Genomic DNA, 19,393 nt, shown 5'->3' with positions numbered 1-19,393 from the left:
CCTCACATGGCGTGCTTCCGATACCTACGTGACCCCCTGTTCCTTGGCTGTCTCTTCGTCTACTTCGTCAACCGATGGGCGCTGAAGCCGCACTGGAGCGGCGGGTTCATCCACGAACACCTCAACGACCTGATCTGCATACCCTTCTGGGTGCCAATCATGCTGTGGGTGCAGCGAAGGCTCGGCCTCCGTGCGTGGGACGATCCTCCGCTTGCCGGCGAGATCATAATCCCCCTGCTCGTATGGTCGTGGTTTTTCGAGATCGTACTTCCGCCGAGCGGGCTGGTGGGGATGCGTGCCGTCGCAGACCATTGGGATATCGTCTATTACTCGCTCGGCGCGGCGCTCGCGGCCTGCTTCTGGACCTGGTGGTACCGGCGTTAGGATCTGGGGCGACACCCCGCCGAAGGCAATTGCTCCTCTCGCGGACTCGTGTCTCACGAACGGTTGACCCCGGAGAAGTTCCCCAAGTTGATGGCATACTTGCCCAATCCGATCAGTCGGCGGGTGCGGACGCGCAATCATGGGGAACGCATCAACCGACTGTTCCGGTTCCTGGAGAAAGCGTCAGAGTGAGTCTCCCTCTTCCGCCCGTTCGAGCGGCTTGAAGAGAAAGTAGCGTTCCTGCCCGGCAGGATAATGGGGCAACGTTCCGAAGACCGTGAACCCGAGCCGCTCATAAAACGGGCGAGCCTGAAAGCTGAACGTGTCGACCCAGACATGATGGCAACCCCGGTCCAGCGCGAGCCGCTCCATCTCCCGGATCAAGCGGCTCCCCCAGCCTTGGCCGCGCAGGTCTTCCGACACCGCGAGGACGGTCAGATGAAGCCAGCCCCAGTTGGTCTCGCCGATCGCTCCCCCAACAATCCGGTCCTCGTCGTCTCGCAACACGAGCGCCAGCGGTTCCGGATGCCAGACGAAGCCCTGAGCCCGACTGAAGGCATCGAGCGGCGCAAGGATTGCCTCCCGTTCCATCAGGCTCGGCGCATCCAGCCGAACAATCTGCGGCATCACAAATCGCCTTATAGGCAAAACAACCTAATCCCAAAAACCGCATTCTCATAGCCGATTGGGTTTCGACGTCGCATCGGACTCGAACGCACAACAAGTGCCAATCGCGATCAGGCGATCGGCACCCCTGACGATTTTTCCAATAGTAAGCTAAAGCCCGGTACGGTCGACAGCAACGATAATCGCGGCCCGCCGATCAAGCCGTTCAAGAAAAATGACGCTTCAGCTTGGCCGAATTCCACCGCGACGAAAAGGCCCCATTCGGCCTTGAACACGATGAGGGGTCATCCCATTCGATCTCGAAACCAATAAAAGCAAAAAAGCCACTTGCGATGGATCGCAAGTGGCCATGAAATCGAATCAGTGGAGCGGATGGGGATCGAACCCACAACCTTTGCATTGCGAATGCTTTACCTTAGTTTCAGGTCTCGAATGATCGCGTTCATCTCGGTGACGTTCATGTTATCATGACCTTCCTCAAGGTTCCGGGGCCGCACCATTTTCTCGTTCGGTAGAGCGATGCACGACACCAATCCTTACGTGGCCCCCGAATCCACCATAGTCAATGTCCGGGCAAAGAGAGTTCCGTCGCAGACCTTGTCACGGGCGATTAAACACGGGGCTTGGCTAGGTCTCAAGTGGATGACGATCATCGTTGGCCCGGTGGCCAGTCTACTTCAATTGGCTAAACCCGATCTCGTCGTCTATAAGATCGAATATGCCCGGTCCATTCCTTCCGGTTTTGAAACTGGGGACATCGAGTTTGCCCCCTTTGGACTCTACTTATTCCTCTGTATGTGGGCGGTCGTCATTGGCGCGTTTCTCGCGTCAGTGAACTTTCTCTTTCGACGTAACCGGCCGAAGAAAGGCAATTAAGCGATTTCCCTCGCCTGACGAGGGGATGAGGCGGACCCCAGCCATTGGCCTACAGCATTCGTTGGTTACATCACCCACCTGACCCGCGGCGCGTCTGAGGAGCCACGGCCGGTGAACCTTCGCCGTGACCACGGCCGAAGCTGGAGGCGCGACGACGACGGGGCCTTGAGCCGACGGGGCCACCGACATTGTGATCGCCTGAGTCTGAGGCTGGGCATACACCTGCGGCTGCGGCTGCGGCGCCGGGGCTTGTTCGAAGACGTGCACCACACGCAGGATTTGGACTTGCGGCCCGGGTTGATCGGCTTGGATCGGTAGCGACTGCGCCGACGGCTGGATCGACGGCAAACGAAGTGTGACAGCTTGCTCCGGGGGCGCAGTCGCAGGTTGTTGCTTCGCGGCAGTGATCGAGGGTGGTGGCGGAACCGCCCCCTCCTGAGCTGACTGGCCCTCTCGCGGATAGTCACCCGCGAGCGCCAGCATAAGTACAAGAATTTTCATCACGTGCCTCTTTCTCAAGGGTGGTCTCGGTTGATCGGGGAGACAAGCCCGATGCCGAGACCACCCAAGGGCACCACCGAATCTATCGGCTGCCGGCCAAGCGCGCCTGTACAGTCGCCCAAAAATTCCATGTGATCCTCATACTTGAATTCACTCGCATCGTATGCCCGGTTGATCGGTAACAGAGCAAAATCCATGACTCATCTTCCATAAAAAAAAGTCGGGCACACCAAGTGCCCAGCCGAAACTGATCGCATTATGGGAAGAGTATAGGTCCCCTGCCCCACTCGGGCGCAGTAAAACGCCGAGCCCCCCGTCTCAAGGAACACAGCGTCTGTTTGGTGAAGTACTCGCTGGATCGGGGATCAATGGTGGGCGAAGCTATTCTGGTAAAGGTTGTGTCGGAAGCGAAGTCCAATTTCCAACAGGGGACACGGTAAGAGGGTCGGGTGTGCAAACCTTAAAAACAAACGCGCCCTCAGAAATACCTTTCACATCTCCAACTACCTTCAGACCAACTAGGCCCTTGCTCACGGATTTAAGATCCTTCGTTTCGGCCCTGATCGACTCGACGGTCATAGATTCAAAACCCGTTGCGCTCCGGACCAGCACCTGATCACCTACGACGAGGGCGAGTTCAGCATCGACGTAAACCCCCAGTACACCAATCCTTGGAAACAGCTTTACGACCTCGCCAACGTAAATGGAGCTTGGCGGATTGCAGGTGACATAGCCAACGCCTTTGAGCCCGTCACGAACTGGTGTCAGACGCCAGTTCTTATGACGAGCACCCGTGAAATATCGTGTCAGGTCAGAGGCGAAAACAAGAGACACTTCGCAGGATACTAGTAGCGTGTTGAGTTCGGCGTTCAGAGTTCTGTACGACTCTCGATAGGCGGGTTCAAGATGCTGCTGATGATTCACAATGCAGACGGCGTGTACTGGTTGGCTCTTAAACTCCACGCGGAGTTGTAGTAGTCGAACCATCACGGGTTTAAGATGCGAAAGTTCCAGCTCGCCATCAAGCTCGAGAAGGAAAACGATGGTCAACGCTCCGTCGAAGGGACACCTGAAGCGTTCCGGCATGACGCCAGGCAGAGGTTCCAGGCTTTCGATGTCCTGAATGACACGACTGGACTCACCAGCAAGTACAGCAAAGACGTCGGCGTCGTCAGCGAGCAGGCAAGCGAGTGACATCTTGGCGAATAGTGCAAAATCCTTCTCAGCACCGAAAAGAGCTCGACCATGCGATTCCCAGAGTAGGTCGCTTGCCATGGGCGTGCTATCTTCCTCTAAATATGGCGTTTTATCGTGCTCCACAACCCTCACACCACCTGCGACGTACTCGACATCAAAACATACATCACCCCTAAGCATACACTTAATACTACACATCTTAAATCGGTTCTTGCTGCTGCGTTCGTCATCTTCCAACCAGTCGAAAAGCCAGGTCATCGTTTCAACCGCCCGTAGCATGGGGCCACGGGAGTAAGGATTCATTTGATACCCCTCGTGGACGATCATGTGTCGTAATTTGCGAGTCTGGTTCAATTCGGCTCGAAGTCGCGTACCGTTGACATAGGGGACCCAGGACAGCATCGGACCTGGGATGGTACGACGGGTGAGGTGCAAATAGTTATTGAATCGTGTCGTGAACTTGGTCGCTGAAGATCGCAGCTTTTTCTGAATTTCCTGTTCAGTGTCTCCGTGTGACCTGAGAGCATTGGAATACTTCGCTTCGAGCAAGACTTCCAACGCGGAGACGAGGCCGCGGACCGAGTCACTATATCTCCCCGAGTAAAAGTATTTCCAAGCATCAAGGAGAATAGTTTCCCCGGGCGTCTCCGGAAGCGCCAGGAATTCCACCACCTCATGTCCTGTCGCAAGGTCAACTGCTTGATGCTCACCCTGCTCACTCGAAAGCACTAAGCGATGCTCTTGGTCTTCATAGGGAAAAACCGACACGCGAATGAAGTGATTTTGGTAGCGAAGATACCAGATCGGTGCAGTTGCCTCTGTGACCTCTTGGACAAAGGGGTCGTATGCTGCCCGGCGATAAGCCGTGATAAGGACGTTGACAATAGGCAGGTGCCCGATCACCATCGCTCGAAGGTATGAGAGTGCTTCTGAGATTTGAATTTCCGAACCCTGGATTCGCTCCAAGACACTCTGCAAAACCGTTGCTTGGATGATCAACGTCGTCCGTTGGGTGTGGACGGATGTACCGTCTGGGCTTCTGTCGAGAACTTGCTGGATTGGAACAGGGATATCCTCATCCGGGCAAGCGACAAAGACCGTAGAGACCCCGCTTTTCGAATGCCTGACCGAGCGATGAAGTTCATCACAGCCGTGAACAATTGACACTTTCAATAACGTTTCTTTATATACAACATCAAATGTCCCCGCTGGCATCATTAGCCAAAAAGGCAATTCTAGATAAAATTGCACAGGCACATACGGTGAAGACCAATCGATCGTGCTTCCTGGCCATACACTTACCCACTCATTCTCCGGGATCAAATGATTTCCAGGAGGACCATTACTCTCCGAAGTGGGTTTGTGCGCCTTGTCAACATTGCCGTGGGAAGGTGTCAGACCATCCGTCATCTCACATCTCCTAGGGGATAAATGGTCCACGACTTTGTGGGCGGCATTGTGGGGCCCAAACAAAAACACCCCCGTCCGGGCCTTCACCTCCGGACGAGGGCGATGAGTCGAGGCGCGGCAAGCCGGCCCCGAATCGGTTTGTAGCGTGGTGAAGGCACGCGATGGAGGGGAGTCTACCGCTGGCTGTTCTCACCTGCCAGATCAGTTGTCTGGGTGTGGATCGGTGAGGACTTCGGGGGTTTCCTCGTGGAGATTGGGGCCGATCGCGATATCCAGCTCGCCCAGCAGGGATTGTAGATCGGTGGGCGCTTGATCGGGGTTCGGCTTAAGCTTCAGGAGTTGGTCCCTAGCGCGAGCGGCTAACTCTTTGAGGTAAGTGATCTGCCATTTCAGCTTACGAATGTCGTGTGTGTAATCGCCTGTGAGCCTGGGCATCGTAGCGACTCCACGAAAACGAAAACACCCCCACCGGGCCATCACGCACCGGCAGGGGCGAAGAATCGGGAGCAAGCTCCCGAGTCGATTTGTTGCGTGGTGCTGGGCACGCGATAGAGGGGAGTCTAACACTGGCAGGGCTGGTGAACAAGTGGTCGCTTACGCGTCGGCATCAAACTCTTCAAGAATCCGATCACGATTGGTTGCGAAAGCTGCCTTCTCACGTTCGGACTTGCACTCGTTGATAACCCACTCAGTCGGGACGTAAGTTACTCCCTCATACTCAACAATGGAAGTGCCATCATTGATCGCTGTGAAAAGGGCTCTCGGCCCGAGAACGTTGATCGGCACATAAACTTCTCGTTCATTGGAAATGCCCGTGCGGGCCATCCATTTCTTGTAGCCCTTGGGACGGGGCTTGGGAACCTCGGCCTCGACCCACGCCACGATCCGTTTTGGCGAATCGCCTTCAAGTGGGGAGTCGAGCTCCTCACCAGGCTTATCCGAAGGATCCGGCTCTTGCGGTCCCAAGAAATAAGCAAGCTCGTCCTGGAGGAACTTGCTCTTGGGCTTTTTCGCCGGCCAGTAATGATCGAGGAGAGTGAGGAAGCCTTTAATCTCGACTCGGAGAACACCGCATTCACCGCAAAGCCTGATTGCAAGGGTGAGAAGCTCATCGATCTCTTCCGATGTGAGCCCCCGAGACTTCGCGCCGAGTAAATCCATGAGCCTCGCTTCGGCCACGTCCGGATCGATACGCTGGCGATTCGAGTGCCTCTCATCCATGGTCCGAACCCTCAAACGAAAACACCCCCACCCGGGCCGTAATCCTCGGTGAGGGCGCGGACCCAGGGCAAACCCTGGGTCGATTCGAAGCGTGATTACGGCACGCGATGGCCGAAGTGTATCGTGTACCGTTCAGGTGAACAAGAGATCCGATCGTTACGGAGAAATCGGATCGATCAGATTGTAAGGTGGGAACCCGAATGGGCTATCGCTTGTGAGAATGCAGACCGGCAGATAAACTAATCGCGGCAGTGGCCAATCAGCGGGTATAGCCGTGGAAAGTTTCACCCGACCGAGCGGCAGACCTCAGATATAGGACCTCGGCATGTCCAGCCTGGTATTGCGCCAGGGAGCTTCCTGCTCCCGCGGCGTCGCTCTTTCCGCGCGCCTTGCGGAACGCACAATTTATCCATTCCTCTTGGTTTCAGTCAAGGGACACGCTCCCGCGACCACGTCCCAAACCCCGTTCGCCACCCGGCGGAAAGCGGGGTGGTGACATGGCCATGGGCTCCACGAATGGACGCGGGCAAGGCGACTACCGTCCTCCCCTTCGCCACTTCGATCCCGACTCCCTGCCGTCGCACAATGTCGAGGCTGAGCAAGGTGTACTCGGCGCAATCCTGCTCGACAACAAGGTGCTCGAGATCGAGGAAGTCGCCCGGTTGACGATCAATGACTTCTTTCGTAGCAGTCATCAAGTCATCTTCACCGCGATCCGTCGGCTCGAAAAAGAGGGTTCGCCGATCGATGGTATCTCCCTCGGCCACGAGTTGAAGAGAGACGGCGTTTTTGACGAGGTCGATGGCGACCAAGGAATCAGCGAGCTCTATGAGAGCGTTCCTCACGCGCTTCATGCCAAGAAGCACGCGGATATCCTGCGTGAGATGACGATTTCGCGGATGCACGAAGAGCGAGCCAGGGACGACGCCCAGGATGCACGCTCCAACAGTTTCACATCCGAGGAATTGCTTCGCCGCTCGGCGGAGTGTGCGGCCCGGATCGAGGCAGTCTCCCGGGCCGAGGAGATCCAGTTCGAGCAACGCCCCTGGCCCGATGAGCCCGACCCCGCCATCTGGCACGGACTCGCGGGTGAGATTGTGCAAATGATCTCCCCGCACACCGAGGCCGATTCGATGGCAATTCTGGCGCAGCTGCTCGTCTGCTTCGGCTCGATCGTGGGTCGCAAGCTGCACTGGATGGTCGAGGCCTCACGCCACGGGTGCAACCTCTTCGTGGCGATTGTGGGCAACTCCAGCAAAGCCAGAAAAGGGACAAGCTACGACCAGGTCCGCAACCTCTTCGCCGAGTGCCAACCCGAGTGGGATGAGACCTGCATCAAGCGGGGGCTGGTCAGCGGCGAAGGGATGATCCACGAGGTCCGTGATCCAATCTTCAAACGGCAAAAATCCCTGATGCCGTTGCTTGGGGCAAATCCCTATGAAGAGGTGGAAATCGATCCCGGCATCGACGACAAACGAGCGCTGTTCGTGGAATCCGAAATCGGCTCGACACTCTCGGCGCTCAGTCGAGACGGCAACACTCTCTCCGGTTACGTCCGGCAGGCCTGGGATGGTCAGACGCTCCGTGCGGCCACCAAGAACAGCCCCACCAAATCGACGGGCGCGCACATCTCGATCATCGGTCACGTCACGACCGAGGAGCTGCATCGCCGGTTGAGCCACAATGACGCAGCCAATGGCTTCGCCAATCGCTTCCTCTGGATCTGCGCCCGTCGGAGCAAGTACCTGTCGCGCGGCGGCAATATCTCTTCCGTCGATTTCACCAGCGTTCATCGCAGGTTGAAGCAAGCGATCGACTTCGCGACTGACGACTTCCTCGGCACGGGACACGGCCGGAAGATCCACTTCGACCGGGCTGGGGGAAAGCTCTGGGACGAGGTCTATCCCAATCTGTCGGAGCCTCAAGCGGGCCTCCTCGGCTCGGTCACCAGTCGCGCCGAGACGCAGACGATGCGGCTGGCCTGCAACTACGCGTTGCTCGATGAGTCACCGACAATCGGCGTCGTCCATCTCCGGGCTGCCATCGCCCTCTGGCGTTACTGCGAACAGAGCGCGGCGTACATCTTCGGCGAGTCGATGGGGAACGCCAACGCGGAGAAGCTTCTCACGGCGCTGGAAGCGGCCGGTGAGGCTGGCCTGTCGCAGACGACGATCGTCCGGAAGGTATTCGGGGGCGGCGACAAAGCCGGGAAGCATGCCGAAGCCGCGTGCCGCCTTTTGGCCAAAGGAGGGGTCGCCGAACTCGTGGAAGTCTCCACCGGCGGCCGGAAGGCGAAGGTGTGGATCCTCACTCGAGGAAGTGGGGGTGTTGTAAAAACCGTAATAAGGGATGCCGAGTCGGCCTAACCTGTTCCGATTTTAGGAGTTAGACCGCCAAACTTATTACAGTTACAGCGCTTATTACGGCGGAGCGCTGTAATAAGTTCCAACCCTCAAAGCTTGACACCGTCTCGTCTTACGTAAACCGCATGACCCTTATTACGGTTTTTACAGCGCTAGTCATCCTAGCTTCACGTTTTGTGTCGTTTTGTTCACCTTGGAAGGGTTTCACCATGAGCGAGATCCAAGCCGAAACCGAGGGCCGGCTGGCCCCCCGTCGTCGCGCGGAGGAAACGAGTTGTCTTCGCCAGAGCCAGAGGGTGGCCCCAACCTTATGTCCTGAGCTGGTGGACCAGGGCGGCCGAGCGTTTGCCTTTCTCGTGGTCGATCAGGCGAGTTGGCTGTTCCACTTCGCTCGTTGTCCGGACTGCCTCGCGGCGGTCGGGGTTGCGACCGACCCCATGAACCAGAACGAGCCGGTCGTCTTCGACTCGCTCCGCCCGCCGGCGGTGGACGCCTGGGGGGAATGCGGAGTGATGATTCCCCATGTCTGTCAAGGGGACGAGCGGGTAGCCCCGAGCAAGCTCAGCGTTCCCAGTCCGAGAGAAACTGGATGCCGATCGTCTTGAGCGTGAGATCGTACAGCTTGTGGTTGTCCTGGCGGAGTTGCAGGAAGACCGTCAGCTTCTCGCAGGCGGCGATCATCAGCCGTTTCATCTCGGCGTTGGTGATCCGGCTGAGCGAAGGATCGTCCAGCAACGCCGTATGCTTCCCGGCGTGCAGGTCCTCGATCGGTCCGGCCCGGAACACCTGGTGGACGAGTGCGTTGGCCTCGTCGCGAACGGTGAACCCGCCCGGAAAGTATTTCGCCAGAAACTCCTCCGGGAAGTCGGTCAGGGGCGGACTTCCCTCGTCCGCGGGTTTCGATTTCTTCTTGGCCATGGCGGTTCCTTCCGTGGCGCATGAGACGGCCCTCGGGGAGACCGTGGAAGTTACCCCGAGGGCCGCGGACCTCATTCAGATTGTCGGGGTTAGCCGTGGAAAGTTTCCCCCAATGAATCTGCATCTGCTGACTGAACCCTACCCTAACACCATTGTGAGACGTTCCGATGAACATGTCAACAGTGATTCGCAGGCAGAGCGACACGCCAGTCCCTTGCGGGTCAGAGTGTCAGTGGAGCGGATGGGGATCGAACCCACAACCTTCGCATTGCGAACGCGATGCTCTCCCAATTGAGCTACCGCCCCAGTGGCTGACGGGTGTTAGATTAACTTCCCGAGGCCGCAGACGCAAGCCATTGTCCGGCAAACGAGAGGTCATTTCTCTGAGAATGCGTTGGGACGGCTGAACCCTGGACAAATGGTCGGGGCGCGGGGTATCATGCAGATTAAGGAACGCCTGGCGTTCGTCTTTTTCATGCGCGAATTTCAACGGGACCTGAACCTGTTCAGGATCGGATCATCATGGCCAATCGACGGCCCCCACGGCCGGAAGAACGGGGAAACAACGGTCCAGATCGCAGACCAAGGGCCGGTCGTCCCCCGCAACAGAGGCAGTCTCCCAATCCCCGAGCTGAGGGGCAGGAAACGCCGGCGGGTGTGGAGCGACTGCAAAAAATTCTCGCGCACGCCGGCATCGGTTCGCGACGCGCCTGCGAGGACGTCATCCGCCAAGGGCGGGTGACTGTGGACGGCAAAGTCGTCAAAGAGCTCGGAACCAAGGTGGATGCGCGACAGGCCAAGATCGCCGTCGACGGACAGTTAATCCATCTCGAGCGGATGGTCTATTACGCGGTCTCCAAGCCCAAAGGGTACGTTTCGACCAATAACGATCCGGCCGGCCGCCCGCGGGTGATCGACATCCTTCCTGAGATCCCCCAGCGCGTCTACACCGTCGGTCGACTCGACGAGATGAGCACGGGGCTGATTCTCCTGACCAACGACGGCGAGCTCGCCAATAAGTTGGCGCACCCCAAGTTCGGCGTCGAGAAACTCTACCGGGTCATCGTGGCCGGAACCCCCGATCGCGAGGCCCTCGACAAGCTGGTCGAAGGGGTCTGGCTGGCGGAAGGCAAGGTCCGGGCCAGGCGAGTTCGTGTGGTCGGCAAGAAGGGGCAAGCGACGATTCTGGAGATGGTCCTCGCTGAGGGGAAGAATCGCGAAGTGCGCCGGATGCTGGCACAGCTCGGGCACAAGGTCATGTCTCTGACCCGGATCGCGGTGGGCCCCATCACGCTCAAGGGCCTGGCCTTCGGCGAATACCGCCCGCTCTCGCAGAACGAAGTCGAGATGCTCCACCGGATCGCCTCGGGCCAGACCGTGGCCCCCACGCGATTCCAGAGCAGTCGGAGGCCGCAGCCGTCTCCAGGGCGAGGTAGGCCCTCGGACGCCTCGGAACCGCCGCGGGACCGCGACCGCGACTCGGCCGATTTCAACGCGGGGGGATATGGCTCCCGACCGCCGCAAGGGCGGCGAGAAGGACCGCCCTCTTCGGGTGGACCTCGGCGATCACCCTCGTACTCTCAAGGCCCTCGCGATCAGGCGGGCGGACCGCGTCGTCCGCCCCTCGGTTCGGGTTCGAGGCGGCCCGAATCCGGCGGCGGCTATGGATCACGGCCCCCGCGCCCCGATGGACCGCCGCCTTCGCAGCGGGGACCATTCTCAGGAACGGGCAGACCCGCCTACGGAGCTTCGGGATCGCGGCCCCCGCGCCCCGACGGACCGCCGCCTTCGCAGCGCCGGTCGGAATCCGGATCGGGACGGCCCGCCTATGGAGATTCGGGATCACGGCCGCCGCGGCCCGATGGACCGCCGCCCTCGCAGCGGGGATCGTTCTCAGGAACGGGTCGGCCCGCCTATGGAGATTCGGGATCGCGGCCGCCGCGGCCCGATGGACCACCGCCTTCGCAGCGGGGACCGTTCTCAGGAACGGGTCGGCCCGCCTATGGGGCTTCCTCCTCGGGATCACGGGGGCCCCGCCAGGATGGACCGCTCCCGCAGCGTCGCTCGTCCTCGGATTCGGGACGGCCTGACTCGGGCAGCTACGACTCACGGCCGCCACGCCCGGATGGACCGCCGCCTTCGCAGCGCCGGTCGGAATCCGGATCGGGACGGCCGGCTTATGGAGCGGGTTCGGGGCCACGGCCGCCGCGGCCGGGGGGAGGACCTCCCTCTTCCCAGCGCCGACCGACAGGCGGAGGGGCACCGAAGAAGACCGTGCGGTCCAAGCCGCCCAGCACTGAGCCGCCGCCCCGGCGGATCATCGGCATGGAAGGTGTGCCCAAGCGTGAGGGCCCGCCGCAGCCTCGTGATAAGCCGCACATCATCAAGCGGCGTCCCCCGCGCTCGGCACTCGGGCCGCGACAGCCTCGCCCGAAGCTGCCAGGCGACGAATGAGCCGGTTTGAGCAAGTTGACGGCTGGTTGAGCATTTGAATCAAAGCGGGGATCCGGGAGCCAGTCTCCCGGATCCCCGCTTCTCCAAATGCTCACGATTCACTCGCCTCGGACGATGTGAACCGACGCAAATCCGACTCCGAGATTGAGGGTCAGGCCTTTGGAAGCGGTTGCCCCGGCGTGTGTAGCCCAACGGACCGTGACCGTTCTTGAGAACGTCGCGGTCGCGCATGAGACGTTCCGGATCCGGCTCGACGATCCCGAGATGGCCCGGGTGATTCTTCCCGGCCAGTTCTTGATGATCCGAGGCACCCGCGGGTCCGACCCCTTGATGGGCCGGCCGTTCGCCGTTTATGACGTGGCTCGCGACGCGAGCGGAACGCCGACGGCGGTGGATGTTGTTTATCTTGTCATCGGTCGCGGCACCGCCGCGCTCGCCGCGCTTCGGGCGGGCGACCGCGTCACGATTTGGGGGCCGTTGGGACACGGCTTCGGGCCTCCTCCCGAGGGTCCCGTGGTCTTCGTGGCCGGCGGAATCGGCCAGACGCCCTTCCTGGCACTCGGAAAGTGGTGGCTCGGCCACGAGCCGTTCGGGCCCGCCGAGACAGTGAGCTCGGATTCTCCCCGACGGTCTGCCACCTCGGCCACCTTGCTTTACGGCGTGCGAACCGCCGCGCTGGCCGCCGGGGTCGACGACTTTGAGCGGGCGGGAATCGAGGTCGAGCTGGCGACGGACGACGGAACCGCGGGACACCACGGCTTCGTGACCCAGCTCCTGGAGCGCCGGCTCGAGCGGGGCGAACGCCCGGCGAAGGTCATTGGCTGCGGCCCGCCGCCGATGCTCGCGGTCTTATCAAAACTCGTCGCACGCTACGAGGTTCCTTGCGATCTCTCGCTCGAAAACCACATGGCGTGCGGCTTCGGCGCCTGTTTCAGTTGCGTCGCGCCGATTCGCCAGCCGGACGGCTCGATCGACCTGCGCCGGGTCTGCGTCGAGGGCCCGATCTTCCCCGCGGCCGACGTGGTCTGGTCCGTTTGATCGGATGGCCCGTCGGTTCGGCTCAGCTCACTTCACTTCACCGGGTCCGCGCGCGGATCTGGTCGCGGAGCCTGGCGGCGAGTTCGTAGTCTTCCTCGGCGACCGCGTCTTCGAGTTGCTCTCGCAGCGTTTTCTCGACGGCAAAGTTCTTGCGAATCTCTTGCTCGAGGACGCGGAGCTGCTCGATCAGGGGCTGGTTGGGAGTTTCGCTGTCACTGTGCTCCTCCGACCATCGGTTGTGATGCGTGGTGAGCCGATCGATCCCTTCACGAACCACGTCGATCGCTTCGTCGGGCTTGCGCCTTTCGAGGGCCAGGGCGGCGGCGGCCTGAGTTCGGTGGAACAGAACCAGGCCCCGGAACCGCTCGTGCGAGGCGATATAGTCGTCGTCGATCCCGTGCTTGCAGACGAAATCCATCAAGGCCAGGGTGTGGTCGGCGTCCAGCATCGCCTTGTCATAGCGCTGCAGGGTGAGCCAGGCGACCCGGCGATGATAGTATTGGACGAACTCGCGGTCGGCCTCGACACAGTGATCGGGCGACATCGTCCAGTGAGCGGCCCTCCCCGCCTCGGTCTGGCCACGCCCCGAGGCGCGATAGCGGAGGTAGTCAAGATAGCTGGGGAAGCCATGCGGCCGGGTGCCGTCGGGGCGTCCCCCAACCTCGAGCTGAAGGACCCCGAGTTCGACCCGGACCTGGACGACCATCCGGCCGTCACGAGCCCGCACCTCACGCGCGATCACTTCGCCGGGCTCCGGCTCGTACGGCCAACCTTGGATGGTGTCGTCCATATCGCGACGCATGACCTGATCCTGCGTAAGGCCCAGTCGACCGTCGATTTTTGCACCGATTGCCATTATATCCGACAGTGACCGCCGATCCTATCGCCCTGAGAGCCCTGTCTCAACTCGTGCCCGCATTGACAGTACTCCACGCGGGCTTCATGATGAGCCGTTCGAACCGAATTACCGCCTCTTCAACGAATGTGCACAGACCCCTCGAGCCAACGATGTTTACGAGCGAGCCCAGCCTGGCCCAGCGCATTGAACGAATGATCGCTGACACACCGATCATCGACCCACACACCCAGATCCGCTGCGACCAGCCCAATGCGCCCGACCTGGCGAGCTTGTTGAGCTACCACTGGGTCCAGACCGAACTCCGAGCCGTCGGAATGCCGGCTGCCGACCTCGCTTCCGAGTTGCCCGCCGACGAACGGGTTCGCCGCTCGATCCCCTACCTCCGCAAGATGCGCAACACGGCGACGGCATGGTGCCTCTACCGGATCTTCCGCGACCTCTACGACTTCTTCGACCCGGAGCTCACCGAGTCGAACTACCGCGACCTCTTCGACGCGGTGGCCAAGACCGGACAAGACCCCACCTGGGCCTCCACGGTGCTGGGCGAACGATGCCATATCGAGACCGTGGTGACCAGCCTCGGGAACCGGAGCGCGGACCCCGCCAAGAATCCGGCCAACGTCCTGTTCACGCTCGACGCCCACTACCTGTTCTGCCCGGGAACCGCCACCAACCTCGACCCGTTCTTCACCGGCCGGACGACCAAGGCGGCGTACTACGACGCCCTCGTCCAGCTCCTCGGCGAGCGCCCCGCGACCACCGAAGGCTTGTCGCGCCTGCTTCGCGACTGGCTCGACCGGACGATCACCGGGCCGGTCCGATTCACGAATACGTACCTGCCGATCGAGCAGCGGTTCCTGCCCCCCGACGAGCTCCAGACGCATCGCGTGCTCACCCAGGCCGCGAACAACGGCACGCTGACCGACCAGGACATTGACGTACTCGTCCGGTTCGTCACCTGGCAAATCCTGGGCTGGCACCACGACCACCAGAAGGCCTTCCAGATTGCAGTGGGGTCCGAGTCCTTCCTCTGCGACGGCAAGAGCATCCCGCGGTTCCAGGAGAACTGGACGAGCGAGATGGCCCGCGCCTTCCACCAGTTCGGCAATGCGCGGTTCGACCTGATGATGGCCTCCGACGTGCTGACCCACGAGACGGCCGTGCTGGCCCGCCAGTTCCCCAACGTTTATGCCTCGGGCTACTGGTGGCACAACTTCTTCCCGGCCACGATCGAAAAGATTTTCGGCATGCGGGTGGAGATGGTGCCCATGGCGAAGTTCGGCGGATTCCTGAGCGACGCCAACTCCGTCGAATGGACCTACGGCAAACTCCAAGTCGTCAAAAAGGCCATCGCCGCGTCCCTGTCCCACCTGGTCTCGTCGGGCTACTACGAGGAAGTCGACCTCCCGCCACTCCTCCACCAAGTCCTCCACGACACCCCGCGCGACCTGTACGGCCTCGGCCCCGCCTAACCCAAATCGCGGTGAATCCAGGCGGGGCCTCCACCGGAGTCCCCGCCGGTTCGCCGTCTCAAACGCCTTGCGCCTGCCTAAATACAGTCTAAACAAACATGATTGTCGCAAATCACGCTAAATTTAACTCCAAAAGTCGTCCACTGAGATTGTCTGCGAAACTCTGCCACTAGGGTCTTGATATCGCGGTCACTCTGTGGCATAATTCGACTCTCGGCCAGCAACGAGGGCCGCCTTCCTAGCTCAATTGGTAGAGCAGCTGACTCTTAATCAGCGGGTTGTAGGTTCGAGTCCTACGGGAGGCATTCTTGAAGCCCGTCTCATCATGAGACGGGCTTTTTTTTTGTTGATCCACTTCAAGCTCTATCATCTCAGGGCTTCGGCTCGAACCCGATCGAACCTGCTCCGTTGGCGAAGCCAACCACCGAGCATGACCTCGTCAAGAGTGCGACAGCCGATCAGAACCAGCCGACACTCTCAAATACCAGGACGGGACTGTCGGCTCATTAGCCTTCAGACGTGCGACTTCGAGCCAAGGACCTGGAGCCCAGGCCCCCGGCAATGGCGAAGAGGACCGTCAACACACAGTGGCCAATCCCATCGCGATTGGCCCAATGCATTGCAAACAGCATCGACCTCGAGCCCGAAGGCGATGAATCGTGTCTGGACATCGTGCCGGAAACGATTTCGAGGACCACGGAGGAGACGAGGTTCCTGTTCACCGCACGGAGTGGTTCCGTTAATGGTGGCGAACCGATCCAGGGTCCAAAGCCAACCACGAAGTAAGCCCAGCCCGCGACGGCAAAGCCATACCAGAATGCCCCGCGATACCTCGCTGCGATCGCGGCATAGACTAAAGCGAGGAAGGTGAGGCTGTAAGTCAACTTGAACCAGTCGTTCGATCCTGAACGCAAACCGGCGAAGATGACCCCAAAGAACAGGATCAGTCCCAGAAGCCTGGCTATCGTCAAGCGGTTCTCACGCATTTAACTTCTCCTCGGATATATTGGCTACTGTTTACTCCAAAGCAGGGGCGACGAACGCTCGCGTGAATTCGGAGCGCATTGGGACGATAGTGACAGATCGACTTGTGAATCACGGAAGGGACGCTGACGACAAGGCTGTTACAACGATTCCCGATCCGGATCTGGTTCTGCCAATTGGTCATCTTCACGGTCGCCGTAATACTCGGATTCGTCCTCGACCTTGATTCCTCACCTCGACTGGCGTGCCTCTGGGACCGACACGCATTAAACTTTTTTATTATTATCATTTACAAAAAATAGCATGTTTACGCTTACATAAATCCATTGCAATCGGCTTCGTGCTCGGTGCCACCATCGAGTCTCTGGTCTGGGACGTCCCTCAATCGCCTTATGACGATCGATCCGACGAGAATCACGAGATATCGTGCAATGCGGTTCACGGTGCGGCAAAGCATGACGATCGTGGCTGGGATCGCCGTGGCACTCTGGTGCCTCGACTCCTGCTTCTTCCTGGCCATTGGTGACGGGCACTACGATCTGGCCATCCGAGTTCGATCAATCTCGCAAGCCCCAATCCGAGCAGTAACTTGCGAAGCATTCTGGGATGAAAATCTCATAATAGAATGCCTCGAGCAACTTAGACCGCCCAGAGATTCGTTGCACGCGGATTCGGCCGACCCTTTTACCGGGCAGCAGATGCGTGTCAGAGTCGGGTTCAGCGAGACCGTTTCACACTCGGGGCGGCTACTCAGGGATGTTCAGTTTCGACGTTACTTGCTAGTCATCGTGACGTACGGTGATGGTCGGCGAATCGGGAAGTTGGTCCCAATCCCTCATCGAGACGTGACGCATGCCGTCAGCGTAAAATTCCCTTGAACGGCCTGGAACCCGGCCGACGCATTCCATCAGCCAGTTCAGGTTGTTCAAACTTGCCCTACCGGAACGCTCTTTTTCCCGTTGCTCCCAGTTCCGTGGCCTACTCTCCCATCGTCAGGACGACCCGAAAGCGAGCCTTCCCGCTCATCATTCGGTCGTAGGCTTCGGAGACACGTTCCAGCGGATAGATCTCGTTCATCGATCGCACCCCCGCCTGCACGCTGAAAGCAAGAGTGTCTTGCGAGTCGATCGAGGTCCCGGAATACCAGCCCTTGACGGATCGACACCCCGAGAGCAACGCGACGGGGGACACCTGCATCGACTCCGCGGCCCCGATGACTAGCATCGTACCATTCACCGCGAGACCGCCCTGGACCGCGCTCATCGCGTCGCCGTTGGTCACCGTCGCCAGGATAATCTTGGCACCGCCCAGTTTGTTGAGCTCCGCCGCCGGATCCTGCGACTGGCTGTCGATGTAGATCGATGCGCCCAACTGTCGGGCAAGCGCTTCCTTCTCTTTCCCCCGCGCGATACCGATCGTGCGGAAGCCCATCTTAGCGGCGTACTGGACGCCAAGGTGTCCGAGACCGCCCAATCCGAGCACGGCAACGACATCGCCCGCTCGTGCTCCGCTGTTTCGCAATGCGTTAAACGTGGTCAGACCGGCGCACATCAGCGGAGCCGCTTCATCAGGCGGCAATTCGGCCGGCATAAGCGCAACCGCACTGGCAGGGGCAACCAAATACTCCCCATACCCACCGTCATAGGTGATTCCAGTGAGCTGGCCCCGGATACAGGCGAAAAATTCTCCGCGGCGACACGGGTCGCAATAACCGCAATAGCCGCCGTTCCACCCGACTCCCACCCTTTGACCGGGCTCCCATCCCGCGACTCCAGGGCCGACGGCGTCAATCACTCCAGCCACTTCATGGCCGGGAACCCGCGGATATTGGATTCCCGGCAAGAGCCCGTCCTTGGTGAAGGAATCGCTGTGGCAGACTCCACACGCCTGCACCTTGATGCGCACCGAACCGGCCCCTGGCTCTGGGATCTCTCTTTCCACGATCTGAAAGGGACCTTTGGGGCCGGAGACTTCCGCAACACGCATCAGAGCCATGTGATTTTCCTCCGCGATCCATAAGTCTGGCCATCGTCTCAGTCAGTCGCGAGCCGCTCTGGCCGATTCTACCCACAGGTGCGAGACAGGAATATCGATAACTCAAACGGAGCAAGTGGTCAAAATGCACTCTCGCGTGCTGAGTCCTCTGCTGAATCAGCGCGATCAAAGACAGGCCTAAGATGGTGCGCCCGGCCCACGAGAATCGTTGGACCCACGCTGACGCCAAGGCCGATCACGTCGCCGTGTGGAAAACGGGCTCGGCGAAGCTCTACAAATCGAAGGGGTGAAACATGGCCCTTGGCTCCTCTGCATCAGGTCACAACAACAATGCACATTATTTAAATACGAAATTCCATGTCATCCCTAATTGGCCCAGGCCGACAGCCTGAAGGCGGCTGGTGGTAACGATTCGCCGCAGCGGGAAACCTCGGCGCCAAGCCGTCGAGATTCTCGGCAATTGTCGGCTGGGACAATGGAAAATAATCCCCTATAATTGACGGGCCACAACGAAAAATACAAATCGAACGCCTTGCGACGGGAGCAAGGCAACTGATCTTCTTCAAAGCCCAACCGACAGGGAATTCCCACATGGACCATCCGGCAGGATCCGCCGATCATTCCGAGTCTTCTCATCAGGCCAGTGGTCGAAAGAAGAAAGAATATCTAAAACATCGCCAGGATTTTGCGGTCTCGCTCGCCGCGATTCACAACCTGGTCGGCGAAGATAAATTCCGGAGCATGTGCACGCTCAGCGGGATCGAACTGGGCCCCGGCGGATCCGGTGGGACCGAACTGGGAGCGATCGCGGCCAACCTGGCGACCCCGGAAAACCGCCACAACATCAAAGAAGCGTCCAAAGTGAGTGCAAACGAACTTCGGGATCGCTTCAGCCATCCCCGATCCCTGGATCAGGGGACGTTCGACCGATTGGACCGGAGCCATGCTGAGTTGGAACGGCTGGAGAAAGAAGGAGTGACGGCCTAAGCCGTTGAAAGTCCTCGCCCTCGGCTTGCTTTCCGATCGCCGGAATCGCCCTGATCTGGATCGCCCAGTCATGGTCCGAGCATGGTTCCCTGCGTGATGCCGAGATT

At 59.8% G+C, this 19,393-nt stretch carries 18 protein-coding genes and 2 tRNA genes; 8 read left to right on the top strand and 12 right to left on the bottom strand.

From position 1 onward, the window contains the following. Window positions 1-6 precede the first annotated feature (6 nt). A complete protein-coding gene (locus V5E97_RS10705; protein WP_406699311.1) occupies window positions 7-384 on the top strand; it encodes a hypothetical protein in 378 nt (125 codons plus the stop codon). Between the two features lie 183 nt (window positions 385-567). Here V5E97_RS10705 and V5E97_RS10700 read toward each other — a convergent pair whose 3' ends face one another. The 7 genes from V5E97_RS10700 to V5E97_RS10670 form a co-directional block, all read right to left on the bottom strand. Then, window positions 568-1,011 (bottom strand): GNAT family N-acetyltransferase, encoded by a 444-nt coding sequence (locus V5E97_RS10700; protein WP_406699310.1) that lies wholly within the window; start codon window positions 1,009-1,011, stop codon window positions 568-570. A gap of 110 nt (window positions 1,012-1,121) precedes the next feature. Continuing rightward, window positions 1,122-1,286, bottom strand: coding sequence for a hypothetical protein (locus V5E97_RS10695; RefSeq protein WP_406699309.1), 165 nt, complete (start codon window positions 1,284-1,286; stop codon window positions 1,122-1,124). Between the two features lie 553 nt (window positions 1,287-1,839). Next, the gene (locus tag V5E97_RS10690; RefSeq protein WP_406699308.1) at window positions 1,840-2,388 is read right to left on the bottom strand and encodes a hypothetical protein; all 549 of its coding nucleotides are present in this window, start codon (window positions 2,386-2,388) and stop codon (window positions 1,840-1,842) included. A 14-nt stretch (window positions 2,389-2,402) separates the two neighbouring features. After that, window positions 2,403-2,585 carry a hypothetical protein gene (locus V5E97_RS10685; protein WP_406699307.1) on the bottom strand — a complete coding sequence of 61 codons (183 nt, stop codon included), beginning with the start codon at window positions 2,583-2,585 and terminating at the stop codon, window positions 2,403-2,405. Between the two features lie 184 nt (window positions 2,586-2,769). Further along, a complete protein-coding gene (locus V5E97_RS10680; protein WP_406699306.1) occupies window positions 2,770-4,995 on the bottom strand; it encodes a hypothetical protein in 2,226 nt (741 codons plus the stop codon). A gap of 201 nt (window positions 4,996-5,196) precedes the next feature. Continuing rightward, window positions 5,197-5,430 carry a hypothetical protein gene (locus tag V5E97_RS10675; protein ID WP_406699305.1) on the bottom strand — a complete coding sequence of 78 codons (234 nt, stop codon included), beginning with the start codon at window positions 5,428-5,430 and terminating at the stop codon, window positions 5,197-5,199. Window positions 5,431-5,589: 159 nt separating this feature from the next. Then, window positions 5,590-6,216, bottom strand: coding sequence for a hypothetical protein (locus V5E97_RS10670; RefSeq protein ID WP_406699304.1), 627 nt, complete (start codon window positions 6,214-6,216; stop codon window positions 5,590-5,592). Window positions 6,217-6,719: 503 nt separating this feature from the next. Here V5E97_RS10670 and V5E97_RS10665 point away from each other — a divergent pair. Then, a complete protein-coding gene (locus V5E97_RS10665; RefSeq protein ID WP_406699303.1) occupies window positions 6,720-8,582 on the top strand; it encodes a DnaB-like helicase N-terminal domain-containing protein in 1,863 nt (620 codons plus the stop codon). 206 nt (window positions 8,583-8,788) lie between these two features. Continuing rightward, window positions 8,789-9,184, top strand: a complete 396-nt coding sequence (locus V5E97_RS10660) for a hypothetical protein (RefSeq protein WP_406699302.1) — start codon at window positions 8,789-8,791, stop codon at window positions 9,182-9,184. Here V5E97_RS10660 and V5E97_RS10655 read toward each other — a convergent pair. Further along, a complete protein-coding gene (locus tag V5E97_RS10655; RefSeq protein WP_406699301.1) occupies window positions 9,141-9,497 on the bottom strand; it encodes a hypothetical protein in 357 nt (118 codons plus the stop codon). The genes V5E97_RS10660 and V5E97_RS10655 overlap by 44 nt on opposite strands. Window positions 9,498-9,730: 233 nt before the next feature. Then, a tRNA-Ala gene (locus V5E97_RS10650) sits at window positions 9,731-9,803 on the bottom strand. A 351-nt stretch (window positions 9,804-10,154) separates the two neighbouring features. Between V5E97_RS10650 and V5E97_RS10645 the strand changes: the two genes are divergently transcribed. Together V5E97_RS10645 and V5E97_RS10640 are read left to right on the top strand one after the other, a co-directional pair. After that, window positions 10,155-11,951, top strand: coding sequence for a pseudouridine synthase (locus V5E97_RS10645; protein WP_406699300.1), 1,797 nt, complete (start codon window positions 10,155-10,157; stop codon window positions 11,949-11,951). Between the two features lie 198 nt (window positions 11,952-12,149). Further along, a complete protein-coding gene (locus V5E97_RS10640) occupies window positions 12,150-12,989 on the top strand; it encodes a dihydroorotate dehydrogenase electron transfer subunit (protein WP_406699299.1) in 840 nt (279 codons plus the stop codon). 37 nt (window positions 12,990-13,026) lie between these two features. On the opposite strand, the gene V5E97_RS10635 is transcribed toward V5E97_RS10640, so the two are convergent. Continuing rightward, window positions 13,027-13,791, bottom strand: a complete 765-nt coding sequence (locus V5E97_RS10635) for a UvrB/UvrC motif-containing protein (protein ID WP_406699298.1) — start codon at window positions 13,789-13,791, stop codon at window positions 13,027-13,029. 206 nt (window positions 13,792-13,997) lie between these two features. Between V5E97_RS10635 and V5E97_RS10630 the strand changes: the two genes are divergently transcribed. Then, on the top strand, window positions 13,998-15,320 hold the full coding sequence (locus tag V5E97_RS10630; RefSeq protein ID WP_406699297.1) for a hypothetical protein: 1,323 nt from the start codon (window positions 13,998-14,000) through the stop codon (window positions 15,318-15,320). Between the two features lie 232 nt (window positions 15,321-15,552). Beyond that, window positions 15,553-15,625, top strand: a tRNA-Lys gene (locus V5E97_RS10625). Window positions 15,626-15,826: 201 nt separating this feature from the next. Here the strand turns inward: V5E97_RS10625 and V5E97_RS10620 are convergent. Next, a complete protein-coding gene (locus tag V5E97_RS10620) occupies window positions 15,827-16,306 on the bottom strand; it encodes a hypothetical protein (RefSeq protein ID WP_406699296.1) in 480 nt (159 codons plus the stop codon). 976 nt (window positions 16,307-17,282) lie between these two features. Beyond that, a complete protein-coding gene (locus tag V5E97_RS10615) occupies window positions 17,283-18,299 on the bottom strand; it encodes an alcohol dehydrogenase (RefSeq protein WP_406699295.1) in 1,017 nt (338 codons plus the stop codon). 591 nt (window positions 18,300-18,890) lie between these two features. On the opposite strand from V5E97_RS10615, the gene V5E97_RS10610 reads away from it, so the two are divergent. Next, complete coding sequence (locus V5E97_RS10610; RefSeq protein ID WP_406699294.1) at window positions 18,891-19,286, top strand: hypothetical protein; 396 nt, start codon at window positions 18,891-18,893, stop codon at window positions 19,284-19,286. Window positions 19,287-19,393: the final 107 nt, after the last annotated feature.

It is taken from the genome of Singulisphaera photorubra (genome assembly GCF_045290345.1).
Taxonomy (GTDB): domain Bacteria; phylum Planctomycetota; class Planctomycetia; order Isosphaerales; family Isosphaeraceae; genus Singulisphaera.
Note: the sequence above shows the minus strand (reverse complement) of the source record. Positions and strands in the feature narration are given on the sequence as shown.

Coding starts and splice junctions, on each gene's coding strand:
- V5E97_RS10665 (WP_406699303.1), top strand. CDS start 6,720: ATGGGCTCCACGAATGGACGCGGGCAAGGCGACTACCGTCCTCCCCTT.
- V5E97_RS10635 (WP_406699298.1), bottom strand. CDS start 13,791: ATGCGTCGCGATATGGACGACACCATCCAAGGTTGGCCGTACGAGCCG.
- V5E97_RS10630 (WP_406699297.1), top strand. CDS start 13,998: ATGTTTACGAGCGAGCCCAGCCTGGCCCAGCGCATTGAACGAATGATC.
- V5E97_RS10610 (WP_406699294.1), top strand. CDS start 18,891: ATGGACCATCCGGCAGGATCCGCCGATCATTCCGAGTCTTCTCATCAG.
- V5E97_RS10670 (WP_406699304.1), bottom strand. CDS start 6,216: ATGGATGAGAGGCACTCGAATCGCCAGCGTATCGATCCGGACGTGGCC.
- V5E97_RS10685 (WP_406699307.1), bottom strand. CDS start 2,585: ATGGATTTTGCTCTGTTACCGATCAACCGGGCATACGATGCGAGTGAA.
- V5E97_RS10660 (WP_406699302.1), top strand. CDS start 8,789: ATGAGCGAGATCCAAGCCGAAACCGAGGGCCGGCTGGCCCCCCGTCGT.
- V5E97_RS10615 (WP_406699295.1), bottom strand. CDS start 18,299: ATGGCTCTGATGCGTGTTGCGGAAGTCTCCGGCCCCAAAGGTCCCTTT.
- V5E97_RS10705 (WP_406699311.1), top strand. CDS start 7: ATGGCGTGCTTCCGATACCTACGTGACCCCCTGTTCCTTGGCTGTCTC.
- V5E97_RS10675 (WP_406699305.1), bottom strand. CDS start 5,430: ATGCCCAGGCTCACAGGCGATTACACACACGACATTCGTAAGCTGAAA.
- V5E97_RS10680 (WP_406699306.1), bottom strand. CDS start 4,995: ATGACGGATGGTCTGACACCTTCCCACGGCAATGTTGACAAGGCGCAC.
- V5E97_RS10655 (WP_406699301.1), bottom strand. CDS start 9,497: ATGGCCAAGAAGAAATCGAAACCCGCGGACGAGGGAAGTCCGCCCCTG.
- V5E97_RS10690 (WP_406699308.1), bottom strand. CDS start 2,388: ATGAAAATTCTTGTACTTATGCTGGCGCTCGCGGGTGACTATCCGCGA.
- V5E97_RS10700 (WP_406699310.1), bottom strand. CDS start 1,011: ATGCCGCAGATTGTTCGGCTGGATGCGCCGAGCCTGATGGAACGGGAG.
- V5E97_RS10620 (WP_406699296.1), bottom strand. CDS start 16,306: ATGCGTGAGAACCGCTTGACGATAGCCAGGCTTCTGGGACTGATCCTG.